At 67.2% G+C, this 16580-nt stretch carries 11 protein-coding genes; 2 read left to right on the plus strand and 9 right to left on the minus strand.

The window, feature by feature from the left end; all coding sequences use genetic code 11:
* From FBZ87_RS20805 to FBZ87_RS20830, 6 genes are all read right to left on the minus strand, one after another.
* The gene (locus tag FBZ87_RS20805; RefSeq protein ID WP_145612520.1) at positions 1–2799 is read right to left on the minus strand and encodes a TonB-dependent receptor; all 2799 of its coding nucleotides are present in this window, start codon (positions 2797–2799) and stop codon (positions 1–3) included.
* Between the two features lie 269 nt (positions 2800–3068).
* Complete coding sequence (locus tag FBZ87_RS20810; RefSeq protein WP_145612521.1) at positions 3069–5111, minus strand: hypothetical protein; 2043 nt, start codon at positions 5109–5111, stop codon at positions 3069–3071.
* A gap of 88 nt (positions 5112–5199) precedes the next feature.
* Positions 5200–6705 carry a tryptophan halogenase family protein gene (locus FBZ87_RS20815; RefSeq protein WP_145612522.1) on the minus strand — a complete coding sequence of 502 codons (1506 nt, stop codon included), beginning with the start codon at positions 6703–6705 and terminating at the stop codon, positions 5200–5202.
* Positions 6706–6780: 75 nt separating this feature from the next.
* Entirely contained in the window at positions 6781–9591 is a 2811-nt protein-coding gene (locus tag FBZ87_RS20820; RefSeq protein WP_186454884.1) for a TonB-dependent receptor, read from the minus strand.
* Between the two features lie 208 nt (positions 9592–9799).
* Positions 9800–10774 carry a FecR family protein gene (locus FBZ87_RS20825; RefSeq protein WP_145612524.1) on the minus strand — a complete coding sequence of 325 codons (975 nt, stop codon included), beginning with the start codon at positions 10772–10774 and terminating at the stop codon, positions 9800–9802.
* Positions 10771–11355, minus strand: a complete 585-nt coding sequence (locus FBZ87_RS20830; protein ID WP_211107036.1) for an RNA polymerase sigma factor — start codon at positions 11353–11355, stop codon at positions 10771–10773. Before FBZ87_RS20830 ends, FBZ87_RS20825 begins: the two co-directional genes overlap by 4 nt.
* 222 nt (positions 11356–11577) lie before the next feature.
* Between FBZ87_RS20830 and FBZ87_RS20835 the strand changes: the two genes are divergently transcribed.
* Positions 11578–13200, plus strand: coding sequence for an ABC-F family ATP-binding cassette domain-containing protein (locus tag FBZ87_RS20835; protein WP_145612526.1), 1623 nt, complete (start codon positions 11578–11580; stop codon positions 13198–13200).
* Positions 13201–13208: 8 nt separating this feature from the next.
* Here the strand turns inward: FBZ87_RS20835 and kynB are convergent, their stop codons facing one another.
* The 3 genes from kynB to kynU are packed head-to-tail and all read right to left on the minus strand — an operon-like array spanning position 13209 to position 15918.
* Complete coding sequence (kynB, locus tag FBZ87_RS20840) at positions 13209–13838, minus strand: arylformamidase (RefSeq protein WP_145612527.1); 630 nt, start codon at positions 13836–13838, stop codon at positions 13209–13211.
* Positions 13835–14686, minus strand: a complete 852-nt coding sequence (gene kynA / locus FBZ87_RS20845) for a tryptophan 2,3-dioxygenase (protein ID WP_246134518.1) — start codon at positions 14684–14686, stop codon at positions 13835–13837. Before kynA ends, kynB begins: the two co-directional genes overlap by 4 nt.
* The gene (gene kynU, locus FBZ87_RS20850; RefSeq protein ID WP_145612528.1) at positions 14683–15918 is read right to left on the minus strand and encodes a kynureninase; all 1236 of its coding nucleotides are present in this window, start codon (positions 15916–15918) and stop codon (positions 14683–14685) included. The genes kynA and kynU overlap by 4 nt, the downstream gene beginning before the upstream one ends.
* Positions 15919–16051: 133 nt before the next feature.
* Here kynU and FBZ87_RS20855 point away from each other — a divergent pair, with 133 nt between their 5' ends.
* Positions 16052–16513 carry an Lrp/AsnC family transcriptional regulator gene (locus FBZ87_RS20855; protein ID WP_145612529.1) on the plus strand — a complete coding sequence of 154 codons (462 nt, stop codon included), beginning with the start codon at positions 16052–16054 and terminating at the stop codon, positions 16511–16513.
* Positions 16514–16580: the final 67 nt, after the last annotated feature.

Consider the following 16580-nt stretch of genomic DNA (forward strand, 5'->3'; position numbering starts at 1 on the left):
TCAGTAGGTATACTTGACGGTCATCAGGGCGGTGGTGCCGCTGTCGACGATGTTCGACAGCGTCAGGCTGTTGCGCCCGATATGCGCCCAGTAGGTGTAGTCACCCGTGAGGTTGGAGACGGAGCCGTCGACCGCGAAGCCGTTGTCGAACTTGTAGCCCACGTGCAGGTCCAGGCGGTTGGTCGGCCGGACCCACATGTTGTCCCAGCTGCCGCCTTGGCCCAGGTAGTCGTAATAGGCCAGGTAGGAACCGGTGTAGTTGTAGCCGAGGTCGGCGGAGAAACCGCCCACGGTGTAGGACAGGGTGGCGTTGGCCAGCCAGCCGGGGGCGTTCTGGATGGGCTGGTCGGCGTCCAGGCCCTTGATGCCGGTGTCGACCACCGACCACTGGCGTGTGACGTTGCCGCCGATGCTGAAGCCGGACAGCCAGCCGGGCAGGATGGTGTCGAACTTCTGCCGGAAGGCCAGCTCGATGCCGTAGACGTCGCCGTCGCCGCCATTCTTGGGCTGGCTGATGCTGACCAGGTTGCTGGTGGTGCTGAAGGGGTTCACCAGGGTGGAACCGTTGTCGAACAGGTAGTTCGACAGCCGCTTGTAATAGACGGCGGCCGAGGCCGTACCGCCCTGGCTGTTGTGCCATTCACCCGACATGTCCAGGTTGGTGGACTCGATGGGCTTCAGGTTGGGGTTGCCCTGGGTGATGGTCTTGACACCCGTGTCGGCGCTGATGGACACGGAGGAAGAGGCGCCCAGCTGCACCAGGGCGGGCCGGGTGTAGGACTGGCTGACGCTGGCGCGGTAGACCGTGTCGTTGTCCGGGCGCCAGTTCACCAGCACGCTGGGCAGCGGCTCGTTGTACGTGGTGCTGCTGTTTTCCCAGTGGCCCACGGTCTTGCCGTCGCTGTTCAGCTGCCAGAAGGTGTTGTGGATGTCGGTGTGTTCGAACCGGATGCCAGGGATGACCTCCACCTGGCCGAACTGCAGGTTGGCCATGACATAGGCCGACGTCACCTGCTCCCGCCCCTTCAGGGTGTTGCAGTTCATGTTGTCGACGTAGTTGCCGTTGCAGGTGTCGAAGCTGCCGGCCGTCTGCAGCTTGTAGAAATAGTCCAGCAGGGCCTGCTGGCTGACCTTGGGCACCGACCAGCTGTAGCGGCCGGGATAGACCGAGGAATAATAGCCGTTGGCGATGCCCAGGCTGGACCAGGTGCTGTTGGGGTAGCCGGAGGCGGAGAAGTAGGCGTTGGTCCAGTCGCGGTTGGTGACCGCGCGGTCGCTTTCCACGAACTTCACGCCGGCCTTGATGAAGGACAGCGGGCTGTTGTCGTTCATGTCGTACTGGCCGTCCAGCTTGGCGCCGTACTTGTCCTGATGGCTGCCCTGCTGGGTCAGCTGGCCGGCGCGGCGGGCCCACAGCGCGGTGGCGGCGTTGTTCAGCGCATCGTACATGCCTGGGCTGAACACCGGCACCGGATAGCCGTCGTTGCTGCCCATGCCGCTGATGCCACTGGGGAAGCGGGCGCTGCTGCTGTACTGGTCGATGCGGGACGACGCCTCGATATGGTTGGGGCGATCGTTGTTGGCGGCGCTGAAGAAGACGGTGGGCGTCAGGGTCAGGGCGCCCAGCTTCTTCTCGCCACCCAGCTGCAGGGTGGACAGGTCGGCGCGCTCCGGGTTGGTCTCATACCAGACGGAGGTGCGGTACTTGTCCACGCTCAGGCCGTACAGACCGTTGGCCAGGGCGTTCCAGCTCTTGTCCGTGCTGATGATCTGGCTCAGCGTGCTGTTCTGCACCGCGTTCTCGCGGGCGAAGGAGCCGCGCAGGAAAACGGCGGTGGTGTCGTCCGGGTGCCAGTCCAGCGACAGGTTGCCGCCATAGCGTTCCGTGCTGCCGTCCGACACGCCGACGCTGATGCCCGTCTGGCGCAGGTTGGAGGCAGGGTCGGTGCCGGCCGGGTTGGTCGATCCGGTCTTGGTGCTGCTGACGGCGAAGCCCCAGCCGCCGTCGTTATGGGCGCTGTCGATGCCCGCCATCTCGCTGTTGGTGAAATAGCGCTTGTCGTAATAGCCGCTGACATAGACGCCGAACTGGCGGTCGCGGCCGAACTGGGTGGCCACCTCGGCGGCGGTGTTGCCGCCCAGGCCGGTCTCGCCATAGTCGCGCGCCCGGCTCTCCAGGCGGGCGCCGCCCTGGATGCTGAAGTGCAGCGGGTTGGCGAAGTCGTAGGCGGTGGGGGTGCGGAAGTCGACGGTGCCGGAAATGGCGTCGCCGCTCATGGACGCGTCCAGCGTCTTGTTGACGACAATGGTCTGCAGGCCGGACGGCGGCAGCAGGTCCAGCTGGACGCTGCGGCTGTAGGGCAGGCCCTGGGCCACCTCCACGCCGTTCATGAGGTCGACGGCGAATTCGGAGTTCATGCCCCGGATGGCCACCAGCATGCCTTCGCCGCGCGAGGCGCCGTCGATGCCGCCGGCCACCGACTGGCCGGTGTTGCTGACGGTTACGCCCGGCAACAGGCCCAGGGCCTCGGCCACGTTATGGACGGCGGTGTGCTCCAGCTCCGCCGCCGACATGATGTCGACGGTGTTGGACGCGCGGATCTTGGCGGTATCCGCCTGGTCGCGGTTGGCGAAGACCAGGATTTCGTCCAGCGTCCCGTCAGCGCTGGCGTCGGCCGCGCCGGCGTCGGCGGCGTTGGGGGCAGGGGTGGCGGGGGCGCTGGCTTCAGCGGCATGGATGGTCGGTGCGGCCAGCAGGGCGCCGGCCATGGCGCCGCACAGCAGGACGTCCTTGAGCATCGTGTGTCGCATAGTCTTCTTTTGGCTCCGTCATGGACGCCCACGACGGGCGCCCTCGGAAAGCCAAGACGCGGCACGTGACCAGATTCCGGCCTGTCACGGAACTTTAGTAATTTTGGTTTCGTTATTCGGGTGTTTGAAATGCCCTCATATGCCGGGCGCCCGCATCCGCGGGCTTGGCTTCCTCACTGCGCCCTTCGGTGCTCGGCGGACGCGGTCGCGTCCTACGGCATGAGGTTCAGCCTCACGCCGTAGGGTGGGGTTGAAGGTCAACGCTTCGGCGGCTGCACGGCCAGGAAAACGGTGCTCCACAGCTGGGCGGCGTTTGACTCGTCGGCGTCGTTGCCGGCGGCGCCATAGGGGGCGACGACGTAGTGGCCGTCGCGATAGTCCCAGGACCACAGTTCGGAATTCTGCACGCCCTTGGCGGCCTCGATATCCCGCCACAGGGCGGTTTGCATCCGGGTCAGCCTGGTCCGGGTCGTGGCAGGCAGGTCGGTGCGGGCCAACTGGCGGGCCAGGCCGGCGGCGGTCAGGGCCTGCTGCCAGGACCACACGACGGTGCCATGATAGGCGGTGCGGGGGAACAGCTCCCGCGTCGCCGCCGGCGCGTAGGCCGGGTTGGCGACCAGCATGCCAATGCCGGTCATCAGGCCGGCGGGGAAGGGGCGGTCCGCGGCCTCCACAGCGGCATCCAGCGCCGCGGGGCTGGGATGGCCGAACAGCATCTCGAACCCTTCATCCGAATGCAGGACGGGGACAGGGGTGCCGTCGGCGTTCAACGACAGGGCGTGGAAACGCACCGGGCCCTTGGGCAGGGCCGCCAGCGCCGCGTCGGCCGGCACGCCCGCCTTGGCGGCATAGGCGGCGACATCCCGGCGCGCCTGGGCCGGCGCCACCGTCACGTCGAACAGGGCAGGGGCCTTGGCCCGCCACACCTTGGCGAGGTCCGCCGCCTTGGCCAGGTCGGCACGGGCGGCCGCGTCCAGCCAGGGGTCCAGCAGCTTGGCTTTCAGCAGGGCGTCCGCCGCCTCCAGGGCCGCCGGCACCAGGATGGCGTTGACGTCGTAGGGATAGACACCGCCGCCCAGGCCGGTGTTGCTATCGCGCCATTCGCCCACCTGCTGCCCCGGCTTCAGTCGCACCAGGGTGGCGGTGCCGGGGGCTGCGGCGAAGGGGGCAGCCTGGGCCACCACCTGGCGCAGGTTGCGCACCAGGGCCGCACCCGCCGCCTCGCTCTCCCCATGCCGGCCATCGGGCGCCGCCAGGAATTCGGCCGCCGCTTCCCGGCCGCGCGGGTCGTCCAGCAGCCAGGCCCGCGCCACCGGCGCCAGCAGGAAGTCGCTGTCCACCATCTTGTAGTCATAGACCGGCGCGTCCGACGTGCTGCCGTCAGCCTTCAGATGGTCCAGGATGGCAAACTCACCGATATCCTCCTCATGCGCCACCTCACCGGCTGGCGAGAGCCGGGCGAGGACGGAGCGCAGGCCGGCCTGCACGGCATCCGGCTGCAAGGCTGGCATCAACAGCATGACGGACATCAGGGTGTCGCGCCCGAAATAGGTGTGGAAGCGCCAGGACCCGGCCAGCAGCTTTTCCTGATAGCTGAGGAAGGTCAGGGCGTTGCGGCTGGCCGGCTGGTTGGCGGCACCGGCGGTTAGCAAATGATCGCCGGACAGCGGGGTCAGCGGCGCCTCACCGGTCAGCGCCGTGATGCGCAGGCCGATGGTGCCGTCGGCACCGGCCTTCAGCCCATCGTCCGTCAGCTGGCCGTGGGTCACCGTCACGGTCAGGCGATAGCCGGCCTTGCCGTCCAGGCGGTCGCGGCTCCAGTCCAGCGTGTCGTTCGTGCGGATGGGTTGCACCTGCACTTGGGCGGGTAGGGTGCGCAGGGTTTCATAGTCGCGCAGCACCCGGGTGCTGGACAGCACGCCCTGGCGGGGCACGGCGCTGTCGGCTCTCAGCGTCGCCTCGAACACCACCCCGCGCAAGGGGCGTCCCTGGGCGTCGGTGGTGGTCACGGGCTGGGGGGTGCCGGTCAGGGTCCAGCTGGCGGTGTCGGCCGTGTCCAGCCACAGGCCCACGCTGCTGTTGCCGGCTGGAAACGCCACCAGGATGCGCGCGTCCTTGCCGGAGCGCAGCAGCAGGTGGGCCGCCACCTCGCCCTGGCGCACAAAGGCGTTGAGGTTTCGCCCCTCCGTCAGGCTGTAGGACAGGGCAGGCTTGGCGGCCGTATCAGCGAAGCATGCCGGTGCCCAGGCCAGCGTCAGGGCCAAGATGGAGCTGGAGAGCAGGTGCGGAAGGCGCGGCATGGGTGGGTCCTATAGGCAGGCATGAACCGGGGTGCGCCGCCCCGGGGACTGGGGCGGTGGCGGGGTGGAAAGACGGGGAGGGATGGGATCAGGCTGGTCCCATCACGCGGTGCAGATACCCTTCGTGACTGGGCAGGGTGGCGGCGGCCTTGGCCATCTGGTCGCGCAGGCGCAGCAAATAGGCCAGGTTCTCGTCCGCCGGCATTGTGTCCAGCAGCGGGTTGTAGTCGGTGGCCCGCAGCCCCTGGCCCATCAGCACGGCGAACCAACTGGCCTCACGGAACAGTTCATCGGTCGAGAGCACGATGCGGCCGGTGCGGGTGAAGTGGCGTTCCTTCAGCGACAGCCCCTCGGGTACCGCCATGGCCTGGCAGTGGCGCCACAACGGCTCATCCCGGCCCTGGGTGCGGCTGTAGTGCAGCACCAGGAAGTCGCGCACCGATTCAACGTCGGCGCCATAGACCTGGTTGAACTGGCCGGCCGTCTCCTCGGGGCAATCGCGGGTGGGGAACAGGGACAGAAGCTTGGCAATGCCGCTCTGGATCAGGTGGATGGAGGTGGATTCCAAGGGCTCCAGGAAGCCGCTGGACAGGCCGATGGCGACGACATTCTTGACCCAGGACCGCCGCCGCCGCCCGGTTTGGAAGCGGATCAGGCGCGGGTCGGCCAACGCCTTGCCGTCCAGGTTGGCCATCAGGGTGGATGCCGCCTCATCATCGCTGGCGAACCGGCTGCTGTAGACGATGCCGTTGCCGGTGCGGTGCTGCAGCGGGATGCGCCATTGCCAGCCAAAGGCGTGGGCGGTGGCGCGGGTGTAGGGGACGGGGGCGGCGACACGCTCGCACGGCACGGCCAGGGCGCGGTCGCAGGGCAGCCAGTGCGACCAGTCCTCGAACCCGCTGTTCATCACGCCCTCAATCAGCAGGGCGCGCAGGCCGGAGCAATCAATGAACAGGTCGCCTTCCACCCCCTCGCCCCGGTGGGTGGTCAGGCGGGTGACGAAGCCGGTCTCCGGATCCTGCTCGATCTGCTCCACCTTGCCTTCGATACGCTTCACCCCGCGCGCCTCAGACCGGCGGCGCAGATGGGCGGCGTAGAGGCCGGCGTCGAAGTGGTAGGCGTAGCCCAGGGTGGAGAAAAGGGAATTGGGGTCGGTGGCGGGCGGGCCGAACTTGTTCGCCATGGCCGCCAGCGTGGCCAGGGAATAATCCTGGTGGCCGTGCGGGAAGCCGCCCAGGGTGGCGCGGATCCAGCGGTGGAAGAACATCTGCGCGTCGGCCGGCCCGCCATAGCGGCCGAAGGGATGGAAATAGCGGCTGTCGCCACCGTTCCAGCCGACAAACTCTATGCCCAGCTTGAAGGTGGCCTTGGTTTCGCGCAGGAACTGCGCCTCGTCCAGGTCTACCAGGCGGTTGAACCAGTGGATGGTGGGGATGGTGGCCTCCCCCACGCCGATGATGCCGATCTCATCGGATTCGATCAGCGTCACCTCGAACTGCGGCGGGGTGTTGACCTTGGCCAGCGCCGCCGCCGTCATCCAGCCAGCGGTGCCCCCGCCCAGGATGACGACCTTCCGGATCCGTCGATCTGACACGGCTTTCGCTCTCCTTCAGAAAAAAAGCGGGCGGCGGGCCCCGAGACTGATCCGCCGCCCAGGGGAGGAAGAGGGTCAGAACTTGGCGGTCAGGGACACCATGGCGTTGGGGCCGACGATGCCACGGCCATAGAAGTAGCCGTTCACGACCTGCTGAGTGAAGCCCTGGCGGGGGTTGCCTTCCGTCAGGCCCAGCTCATCCGTGACATTGTCCACACTGACGTTCAGCGTCATGGCGGGCGTGAGGTTGTAGATGGCGCCGATGGTCACGACGCCGTAGCCGGGCAGCTCCACCTGGTTGCCGTTGTCGGCGAAGATGCGGCCGACGTACTTGTAGCGCAGGTAAATCTGGCCCTTGTTGTTGGGCAGGTTGTACTCCGGCGTGATGGCATACAGGATCTTCGGGGTGCGGCCCGGAATCTTGCCATTGTAGAAGGCGGCCACCTGCGGCGCGATGTTGGTGCCGTTGACGTCGATGAAGCCGACTTTGACGTTGCTGAACGTCGGGTCCTGGTAGGTGGCCTGGGCGTGCACGCCGAAGGCGCTCAGCGGCTCGTACTGCGGGCGGTAGTACAGATCGACGTCGACGCCGTTGGTTTCGGAATCGGCGAAGAAGCCCTGGTTCAGGTTGGGATCGGCCGGGTTGACGCCGCCGCCCCAGGTCTGGTTCTTGAACTCGGTGCGGAAGCCGCGGACGGTGCCGGTCAGGCCATAATCGGAATAGGTGACGCCGCCTTCGTACAGGCTCAGGGCGGCCGCCTGCGAGTTGGTGCCCTGGGTCTGGTAGGCGTGGGCGTAGCGGGCGTAGACCGACAGGTTCTGGGCGATGGTGTAGTTGACGCCGGCCGTGACGTGCACCGGTGACTCATGGCCCGAGGTGTAGTTGTAGGTGCCGTTGAAGGCGTTCGGGTTTACCTGGACGATGCCGCCCACGCCCGCCGGGATGGGCTGGGGCGAGCTGTTGCCCGCCACGCCGACGGTGTCCTCGCGCTCATAGCGCATGCCGAAGTCGAAGTGCAGGTCCTGGTTCCAGGCGAATTCGTCGTTCACATAGACCGACTTCGACGTCTGGTGGGTGGCGCTGATGCCCGCACCCCAGTTGCCGTAGGAGATCAGGCCGTTGTTGCCCAGCGTGCCCAGCACGTTGCCGGCGCTGTTCATGGCCACGATGTCATAGATGTTGGACTGGTTCTTCACGTCGTTGATGACGGTGGAGACGCCCGACTGATCGTTGGCGATGTCCGTGGCGTAGATCATGCCGCCCACGGTCAGGCTGTTGGTCCAGCCATCGCCCGAGGTGTCCCACTTGGCGCCAAAATCGCTGCCCCAGTCGCGCAGCTTCACCAACTGGCGGTTCAGCACGGTCTGCTGCAGCAGGCCGTTGCCGTTGAGCGCGTTCAGGGCCGCGGCATTGGACGCCGCGGTGACCTGGCCGTTGGTCAGGTTGCGGATGCCGAACTGCGTGGTGCCCGGGAAAGCGGCCAGGCCGGACTGCAGCAGGTCGTAGATGGGCGATGCGCTGGTGGGCGTCAGGTAGGTGAGGGCCGACGCCAGGCCGCCGTTGCCGGTGCCGCTGCCGGCGAACACGCCGTTGAAGTCCCAATCCGTCTCGGTATAGCGGCCACGGGCGAAGAGGGAGATGCCGTGGTCGAACTCACGCTCCCCATCCACGCGGAACTGGTGGCCGGTGGCGTGGATGCCGTCCTGCATGCTGAAATTGCGGAAGCACTGGCCGTTGGCGTAGCAGGAGTCCGGCACGCTGACGTTGGCGAAGCCCTTGCCGATGATGTTGCCGAACTGGGTGTCCAGGCCCGGCACGCTGGAAATGGTGCCGTTGTTATAGGCGTAGGGCTGGTCGGCGTAGTAGGGGTCGTGCTCGTCCCAGTCCTTGACGGTGAAGCGGATCCAGCCGTCCTCGAACTTGTGCTCCAGCTGGCCCTTGATGTGATAGGTCTCGTACCGGAAGGGGGAGCTGCGCACGCCCGGCGTGCTGTCGTAGTAGCCGGAGATGGCGAAGGCCGTGTCCTTCAGGTCCGGGATGGGGGACGAGAACCACAGGTCGCCGCGCCGGTCGCCATAGGTGGTGCCGGTGATGCGGGCGATGCCGCCGGCCTCGTCGAAGTTCAGCTTGCGGGAGATGAAGTTGATGGAGGCGCCGGCGGCGTTGGGCGTCAGGATGCCCGAGCTGCCGCCCTGCAGCGCTTCGACCCGGTCGATCGAGATGTCGTTCTGGAACACCTCGTCATCGTTCAGGCCGCCATAGATGGCGGGCATGCCGTCCTCGATCAGGCGGACGAACTGCTGGGTGCCACCGGGCAGGCCGCGCACCGAGTAGTTGTTGGACACGGGGCCGGCCGTGCCCTCGACGAAGATGCCGGGGATCATTTCCAGCACGTCGACCGTGCTGCGCGGCGCCTTCTGGGCCAGGTCGGCCTCGTTCACCGCGGTGATGGCGACGGAGGCGTTCAGCAGGTTGCGCTTGGAGCGCAGGCCGGTGACGATGATTTCCTGCAGGTCGGGCGCGCCGCCCATCTGCACGGTGTCGTCGGTGCCCGACGTGGTGGGGGTGGCCTGGGCGACCTGGGGCTGCGCGGCGGCGCCTTCCGTAGCACCTCCTTGGGCGGCGGCATTGCGCAGGGCCGGGGTCGCCGTGGCGGCGCGGTCGGACTTGCGGCTTACCACCGCGGCGCCCGACGGGTCGCGGTGCACGGTCAGGCCCGTGTTGGCCAGGATGCTGTCCAGCGCCTGCTGGGCGGACAGGCGGCCCTGGGCGCCCTTGGTGCTGATGCCGGCAACGTCGTCGGCCTTGTAGATCAGCTGCGAGCCGGTCTGGCGAATATAGCTTTCCAGCGCGGTGCGCAGGTCGCCGGCCGGGACATCGATCATCGTTTCGGCGGCGGACGCCAAAGTGATCGCGCGCGAAGGTTGCGGCACCGCCATGGATTCAGCGGCCTGCGTTAGGGCTGGCCAGCAGACCGTCGTCAGAAGGGCGGCGGAAAGGGCGTGACGGATATTCGGGTTTGGCACGATTTCTCCCTCATTTCTGGATTGTTGTATTTGGCTATGACGAAGGACCGTGCCGGATCCCCTATCCTCAATTTGAAATTCTTATTTCCCTGCCGTCGTCGATTACCTTCAGGCCGAAACCGCTGTGCAGCAGGCGGGCGAAAGCGTCGACATTGGTGGCCTCGAAACTGCCGCCGATGCGGATATCGCCCATGGGGCCGTCGGCCGGCACCACCAGTTGCTTGCGGTTATAGCGGTTGAACTCCGCCGCCACCTCCCGCAAGGGGCGGTCGGTGAAGACCAGCGTCCCGTGGCGCCAACCCAGGGAGTCCCGCACTTGTTCCTCGCTGCGCGGGCTTTTCCGGATGGCCTTGGGCTGCGCCACCGCCGCGTTCAACTGCGTCACCAGGGTGGGGCCCACCTCATTGGGATGGGCCATGTCCTCCACAAGGACGGCACCCTCGGCCACCACCACCTCAAGCCTGTCGCCTTCACGGCGAACGGAGAACTTGGTGCCTACGTCGACGATGCGCAGGTCGCCGCTGATGACGACGAAGGGGTGCTTGTCGTCGTGTACCACCTCGAAGAAGGCCTCGCCCTTGTCCAGCCGCACCTCGCGCGTTGTCTGGCCGACGGACGCGCGCAGGCGCGTGTTGGTGTTCAGCTCGATCTGCGATCCGTCCTGCAAGTGGGCGGTATAGCGGTCGCCGACGCCGGTGCTGAACTTCTGCCCGGCGGCGAAGGGCCAGTCCCAGTCATCCAAGGTGGGAACGACGGCGACCAGGGCCACCGCCGCGGCGACGGCCACCATAGGCGCCCAGCGGCGCCACGGCGCACGCACCAAGCCGGCCCGCGGCGGGGGCAGGGCGGGGGCCTGGCGGGTGGCGCGCAGCTGGTCGGCCCGCTGCCACGCCGCCTCCAGCCGCAGGTAGGTCACGCGGTGGCGGGTGGAGGTGGCGATCCAGGCGTCGAACCCTGCCTTGGCCGCCGCGTCCAGCGGGCCGGCATCCTGGCGGGCCAGCCAGCGCGCCGCCTGTTCCTCGATGGGATCGTGCTCCATCATGGCCGCCCCACCTGGCGCGGCCCCATTTTGCGCAAACGCCGTCCGAAGCGGGCTGTCCCGGGTTCGGGGACGATGTCGACCATGGCGTCGGCGATCAGGCGCACGCCCTTGGCCACCTGCTGTTCCACCGTGCTTTCGCTGATGCCCATGCGGCGGGCCACGTCGCGCTGGGGCAGGCCGTGCACCTTGCGCAGCAAGGTCACCTCGCGGCAGCGTGGCGGCAGGCGGTTGATGGCAGCCTGCAGCAGCCGCATGGCCTCGCGGCCGACGGCGCTCTGTTCCGGGTTGGGCACGGTGTCGGCCACGTCCAGGTCCTCAAGATCGATGACGGTCTCGATGGAGACCACCTGCGCGCGGCGGGCGCGGTCGATCAACAGGTTCCGGGCGGTCATGAACAGGAAGGGCTTGGTCATCTCAGGGATCGCCACGGTCGCCGCCTCGTAGACGCGGGTGTAGATTTCCTGCCGAAGATCGGGGATCTCGGACGCCTCCCGCCATTTGCGGCGCAGGTAGCCGGTCAGCGCCGCCTCCAAGGGTAGGACTTCCTCCACAAACCATAGATCCACCGCACTTCTGTTCACCGGACGTCCTTCCTCCCTCGGTATTTCTGCGCGCAAACGGGCGCCCTTTCCCTGGATGACGAACGGGCGCCAAAAATCCGTTATGGGCAATGGGAAAAAATTTCGGGGCCAGGATGTGCGGGGCGCTGCCCCATCGCTGGACGGGTATGCCGATCCGGGCACTATCGTGTCGCGCATCCTGTGGCATAAGGGGGCCAATCACGCCTTTGGAATCCGGTTCCCATGATCCGCCTCGAAAACATCAGCAAGCACAACGGCCACCGCATCCTGTTCATGGAGACGTCCGCGGCCCTGAACCGGGGTGAGAAGGTGGGCCTAGTCGGTCCCAACGGCGCCGGCAAGACCACCCTGTTCCGCATGATCACCGGTGAGGAACTGCCGGACACCGGCCAGGTGTCGGTGGAAAAGCAGATCACCATAGGTTACTTCAACCAGGACGTGGGCGAGATGTCCGGCCGCAGCGCGGTGGCGGAGGTGATGGACGGCGCCGGCCCGGTCAGCGAGGTGGCCAAGGAGATGGCCATCCTGGAGGCCGCCATGGCCGACCCCGACCAGGCCGACCGCATGGATGAGATCATCGAGCGCTATGGCGAGGTGCAGGCGCGCTTCGATGAGCTGGGCGGCTACGAGCTGGAGGGAAGGGCGCGGGAAGTGCTGGCCGGCCTCAGCTTCAGCCAGGAGATGATGGACAAGGACGTCGGCATGCTGTCCGGCGGCTGGAAGATGCGCGTGGCCCTGGCCCGCATCCTGCTGATGAAGCCCGACGCCATGCTGCTGGACGAACCCAGCAACCACTTGGATCTGGAAAGCCTGATCTGGCTGGAGGGCTTCCTGAAGGGGTACGACGGCGCCCTGCTGATGACCTCGCATGACCGGGAGTTCATGAACCGCATCGTCACCAAGATCATCGAGATCGACGGCGGGTCGCTGACCAGCTACTCCGGCGATTATGTGTTCTATGAGCAGCAACGGGCCCTGAACGAGCGGCAGCAGCAGGCGCAGTTCGAGCGCCAGCAGGCCATGCTGGCCAAGGAGCTGAAGTTCATCGAGCGGTTCAAGGCCCGCGCCTCGCACGCCAGCCAGGTGCAGAGCCGGGTCAAGAAGCTGGACAAGATCGAGCGGATCGAGCCGCCGAAGCGCCGCCAGACGGTGACGTTCGAATTCCCGCCGGCGCCGCGCTCGGGCGATGACGTCGCGGTGCTGAAGAACGTGCACAAGGGTTATGGCAGCCGCACCATCTACCAGGGCCTGGACCTCACCATCCGCCGCAAGGAGCGCTGGTGCGTCATGGGCGTCAACGGCGCCGGCAAGTCCACCCTGCTGAAGCTGATCGCGGGCGCCGACCAGCCGGATGCGGGCACCGTCACCGTCGGCGGCAGCGTCAAGATGGGCTATTTCTCCCAGCACGCCATGGAGCTGCTGGATGGTGAGCAGACGGTGTTCGAGGCCCTGGAGGCCAAGTTCCCCCAGGCGGGCCAGGGATCGCTGCGGGCGCTGGCCGGCTGCTTCGGTTTCTCCGGCGACGACGTGGAAAAGCGCTGCCGCGTCCTGTCGGGCGGAGAGAAGGCCCGGCTGGTGATGGCCATGATGCTGTACAACCCGCCCAACTTCCTGGTGCTGGACGAGCCGACCAACCACCTGGACCTCGACACCAAGCAGATGCTGATCACCGCCCTGGCGGCGTACGAGGGCACCATGCTGTTCGTATCGCACGACCGCCACTTCCTGGCCACGCTGTCCAACCGCGTGCTGGAACTGACGCCGGAAGGCATCCACCAATACGGCGGCGGCTATACCGAATATGTGGCCAGCACCGGGCAGGAGGCCCCCGGCCTGCACAGCTGATTCCGATCCTAAGACAGCGCGCGCAGGATGGCGCGGACGGGGGCGGCGTCGGCGTGGGCGAGGTTGAGGGGTAGGGCGATCAGTTCGTAATCCCCCGCCGGCACGTCGTCCAGCACCAGCCCCTCCAGGATGGCCAGGCCGTTGCGGCGTACGGCGTTGTGGGCCAGCAGGTCCTTGGACGTCTCCGGATCCAGCGACGGCGCGTCCACCCCCACCAGGCGCACGCCATGGGCGGCCATCAGGTCGATGGTGGCGGCGTCCAGGGCGCGGAAGTCGCTGACCCAGCGGTCGTGCGGGAAGCGCTGATAGGTGCGCAGCAGGATGCGCGGCGGCGCGCCTGCCAGGCTGTCCGCCACCTCCGCCGGCATGACCGGCCCATCGCCATCCACCACGTGGATAAGACGGCAGGGCCCCAGGTAGGGCGCCAGGTCGACGGCGCCGATGGGCAGGCCGGCGGCGTCATAGTGCAGGGGGGCGTCGGCGTGAGTCCCGGTGTGGGTGGACAGGGTCAGCCGGCTGACATTGACGGGGCAGCCGGGCCCCAGGGCCCACACCCGTTCCTCCTGATAGGCGGTGTCGCCGGGCCACACGGGGATTCCGGGGCGGATGGGCTGGGTGATGTCCCAGATGCGGGTCATAGCGCCGTCCTCACGGAAAGCAATTCGGGGAAGAAGCTGAGGCTCAGCGCCTTGACCAGGTAGCTGACGCCGCCGGTGCCGCCGGTGCCGGGCTTGAAGCCGATGATGCGCTCCACCGTCTTCATGTGGCTGAAGCGCCATTGCTGGAAACGGTATTCCAGATCCACCAGCTTTTCCGCCAGGTCGTACAGCTCCCAGTGCCGGTGCGGGTCCTGGTAGACCGCCAGCCAGGCGGCCTGCACCCGGGCGTCCGGCTCATAGGGCTGGGCGAAGTCACGCTCCAGCTTCTCTTGCGGGATGTCGAACCCCCGGCGGGCCAGCAGGCGCAGGGCCTCGTCATACAGGCTGGGGGCGTTCAGGCTCTCTTCCAATGCCGCGAAGATGGCCGGCTCGCCCTGGTGCACCGTCATCATGCCGGCGTTCTTGTTGCCCAGCAGGAATTCCAGGTGGCGATATTGATAGGACTGGAAGCCGCTGCTCTGTCCCAGATGGGGGCGGATCAGGCTGTAATCCGCCGGTGTCATGGTGGACAGCACCTCCCACGACTGGATCAGCTGCGCCTGGATGCGGCTGACCCGGGCGATCATCTTCAGGGCCGGCCCAAGGTCGTCCACCTGGATCTGCCGCAATGCCGCCCGCAGCTCATGCAGGGACAGCTTCATCCACAGCTCGGACGCCTGGTGGATGATGATGAACAGCAGTTCGTCATGCTCGCCGGAACGGGGATGCTGGGCGGCCAGCAGCTGTTCCAGCCCCAGATAGCTGCCATAGCTCATCGGTGGGGCGGTGTGCAGCCCCTCGCCGGACAGATCGACGGCGGCGGTATGGGGACGGGCGATGTCGGTCACGTCACGGCTCCACGGGTCTGATAGGCGGCATCCTGCCAGGCGCCGCTGTCCATGATGTCTTTCAGGTGGGCCACCGCGTCATAAACGTCGACATAGCGCACATAGAGCGGGGCGAAGCCGAAGCGGATCACATCCGGGGCGCGGAAGTCGCCGATGACCCCCCGGGCAATCAGCGCCTGCATGATGGCGTACCCCTCGGGATGGCCGAAGCTGACCTGGCTGCCCCGGGCCTGCGCGTCGCGGGGGGAATGCAGGATGAACTGCCCCGGGCAGGATTCCTCCACCAGCCGCATGAAAAGGTCGCCCAGCGCCATGGACTTGGCGCGCACCGCACGACGATCGGCGCTGGCCATGATGCCGACGCCGACCTCGAGGGCGGCCAGGCCCAGGATGGGGGGCGTGCCGCAGAGCATGCGCTCGATCCCGGGGGCCGGCGCATAGTCGTCGCCGAAGGCGAAGGGCGCCGCGTGGCCCATCCAGCCGGAGAGGGGGGAGCGCAGCTGCGCTTGGTGACGCCGGGCCGCGTATAGGAAGGCCGGCGCCCCGGGGCCCCCGTTCAGGTATTTATAGCCGCAGCCGACGGCCAGGTCGGCGCCAGCCGCGTTCAGGTCGACATCGATGGCACCGGCGCTGTGCGACAGGTCCCACAGCGCCAATGCCCCGGCGGCATGGGCCTTGGCGGTCAGCCGGGCCATGTCGTGGATGCGGCCCGTCTTGTAATGCACCTGGGTCAGCAGCAGCAGGGCCGTGTCCGCGTCCAGGGCCTGTTCGATGTGATCAGGCTCCACCACCCGCAGCTCGACCCGGTCGCCCAGGAGGTCGCGCACGCCCTGCAGGATATAGAGATCGGTGGGGAAGTTGCCCGGCTCCGTCACGATCACCCGGCGGCCGGGCCGCAGGGCCAGGGCGGCCGTCGCCAGCTTGAACAGATTGACGGAGGTGGAGTCCGCGGCGATGACCTCATCCGCCTCCGCGCCGATGAGTGACGCGATGCCGGCGCCGACGCGCTGGGGCAGGGTGATCCAGCCGGCCGTGTTCCAGCCGCGGATGAGTTCGCCCCCCCATTCCCGCGCCACCACGTCGGCCAGGCGCTGCCGCGTCGCCTTGGGCAGGGCGCCTAGCGAATTGCCGTCCAGGTAAATGACGCCGTCGGCGATCTCAAACGCGTCACGGAATTCGGCCAGCGGATCATCGCGATCCAAGGCGGCACAGGCGGCACGGTCCAGGGACATGTCCCGAGATCTCCTTGAGGTTTCCCTTTCCCCGATCATACCGCCCCCGAAGGGGAACATTGTTACGAAGATGCTTGTCTTGATGAAACGTTAAGAACATCGTTCTGCCAACTTGGCGAATTGGAGAACGACTATGGATGCGATCGATCAGCGCCTGCTGACCATCCTGGAAACCAGCGGCCGCGCGTCCTTCGCCCAGATTGCGGAGACGGTGGGCCTGTCCAAGACGCCGTGCTGGAACCGGGTGCAGGCCCTGGAGGACGGCGGGGTGATCACCGGATACCGGGCGGAGCTCGACCGGTCACGCGTGGGGCTGCCGCTGCTGGCCTTCGTGGACGTGGCCATCGACCTGGGGCGCCATCAGGCGTTCGAGGAGGCCATCGCCCAGGTTCCCGCCGTGCTGGAATGCCATACCACGGCCGGGCCGTTCGACTACGTCCTGCGGGTGGCGCTGCGCGATGTCGAGGCGCTGGACCAACTGTTGCGGACGGAGCTGTCGCGCCTGCCGGGCGTCAAGACCTTCTCCACCCGCATTTGCCTGAAGACGGTCTTTCAGGCGCGCCCGCTGATGGCCGCGTTGGGCACCCAGCCGTAAGGGCGGCAGCCCAGGCGGCCCGCCATTTCGGAACCTTATCCCGTGATGGCGGATTGTGGGCCGTGAT

Origin of the sequence: Nitrospirillum amazonense, from assembly GCF_007828035.1 — a bacterium.
Classification (GTDB): Bacteria; Pseudomonadota; Alphaproteobacteria; order Azospirillales; family Azospirillaceae; genus Nitrospirillum; species Nitrospirillum amazonense.

Coding starts and splice junctions, on each gene's coding strand:
- kynB (WP_145612527.1), bottom strand. CDS start 13,838: ATGACCCGCATCTGGGACATCACCCAGCCCATCCGCCCCGGAATCCCC.
- kynU (WP_145612528.1), bottom strand. CDS start 15,918: ATGTCCCTGGACCGTGCCGCCTGTGCCGCCTTGGATCGCGATGATCCG.
- FBZ87_RS20805 (WP_145612520.1), bottom strand. CDS start 2,799: ATGCTCAAGGACGTCCTGCTGTGCGGCGCCATGGCCGGCGCCCTGCTG.
- FBZ87_RS20855 (WP_145612529.1), top strand. CDS start 16,052: ATGGATGCGATCGATCAGCGCCTGCTGACCATCCTGGAAACCAGCGGC.
- FBZ87_RS20820 (WP_186454884.1), bottom strand. CDS start 9,591: ATGATCGATGTCCCGGCCGGCGACCTGCGCACCGCGCTGGAAAGCTAT.
- FBZ87_RS20810 (WP_145612521.1), bottom strand. CDS start 5,111: ATGCCGCGCCTTCCGCACCTGCTCTCCAGCTCCATCTTGGCCCTGACG.
- FBZ87_RS20835 (WP_145612526.1), top strand. CDS start 11,578: ATGATCCGCCTCGAAAACATCAGCAAGCACAACGGCCACCGCATCCTG.
- FBZ87_RS20825 (WP_145612524.1), bottom strand. CDS start 10,774: ATGATGGAGCACGATCCCATCGAGGAACAGGCGGCGCGCTGGCTGGCC.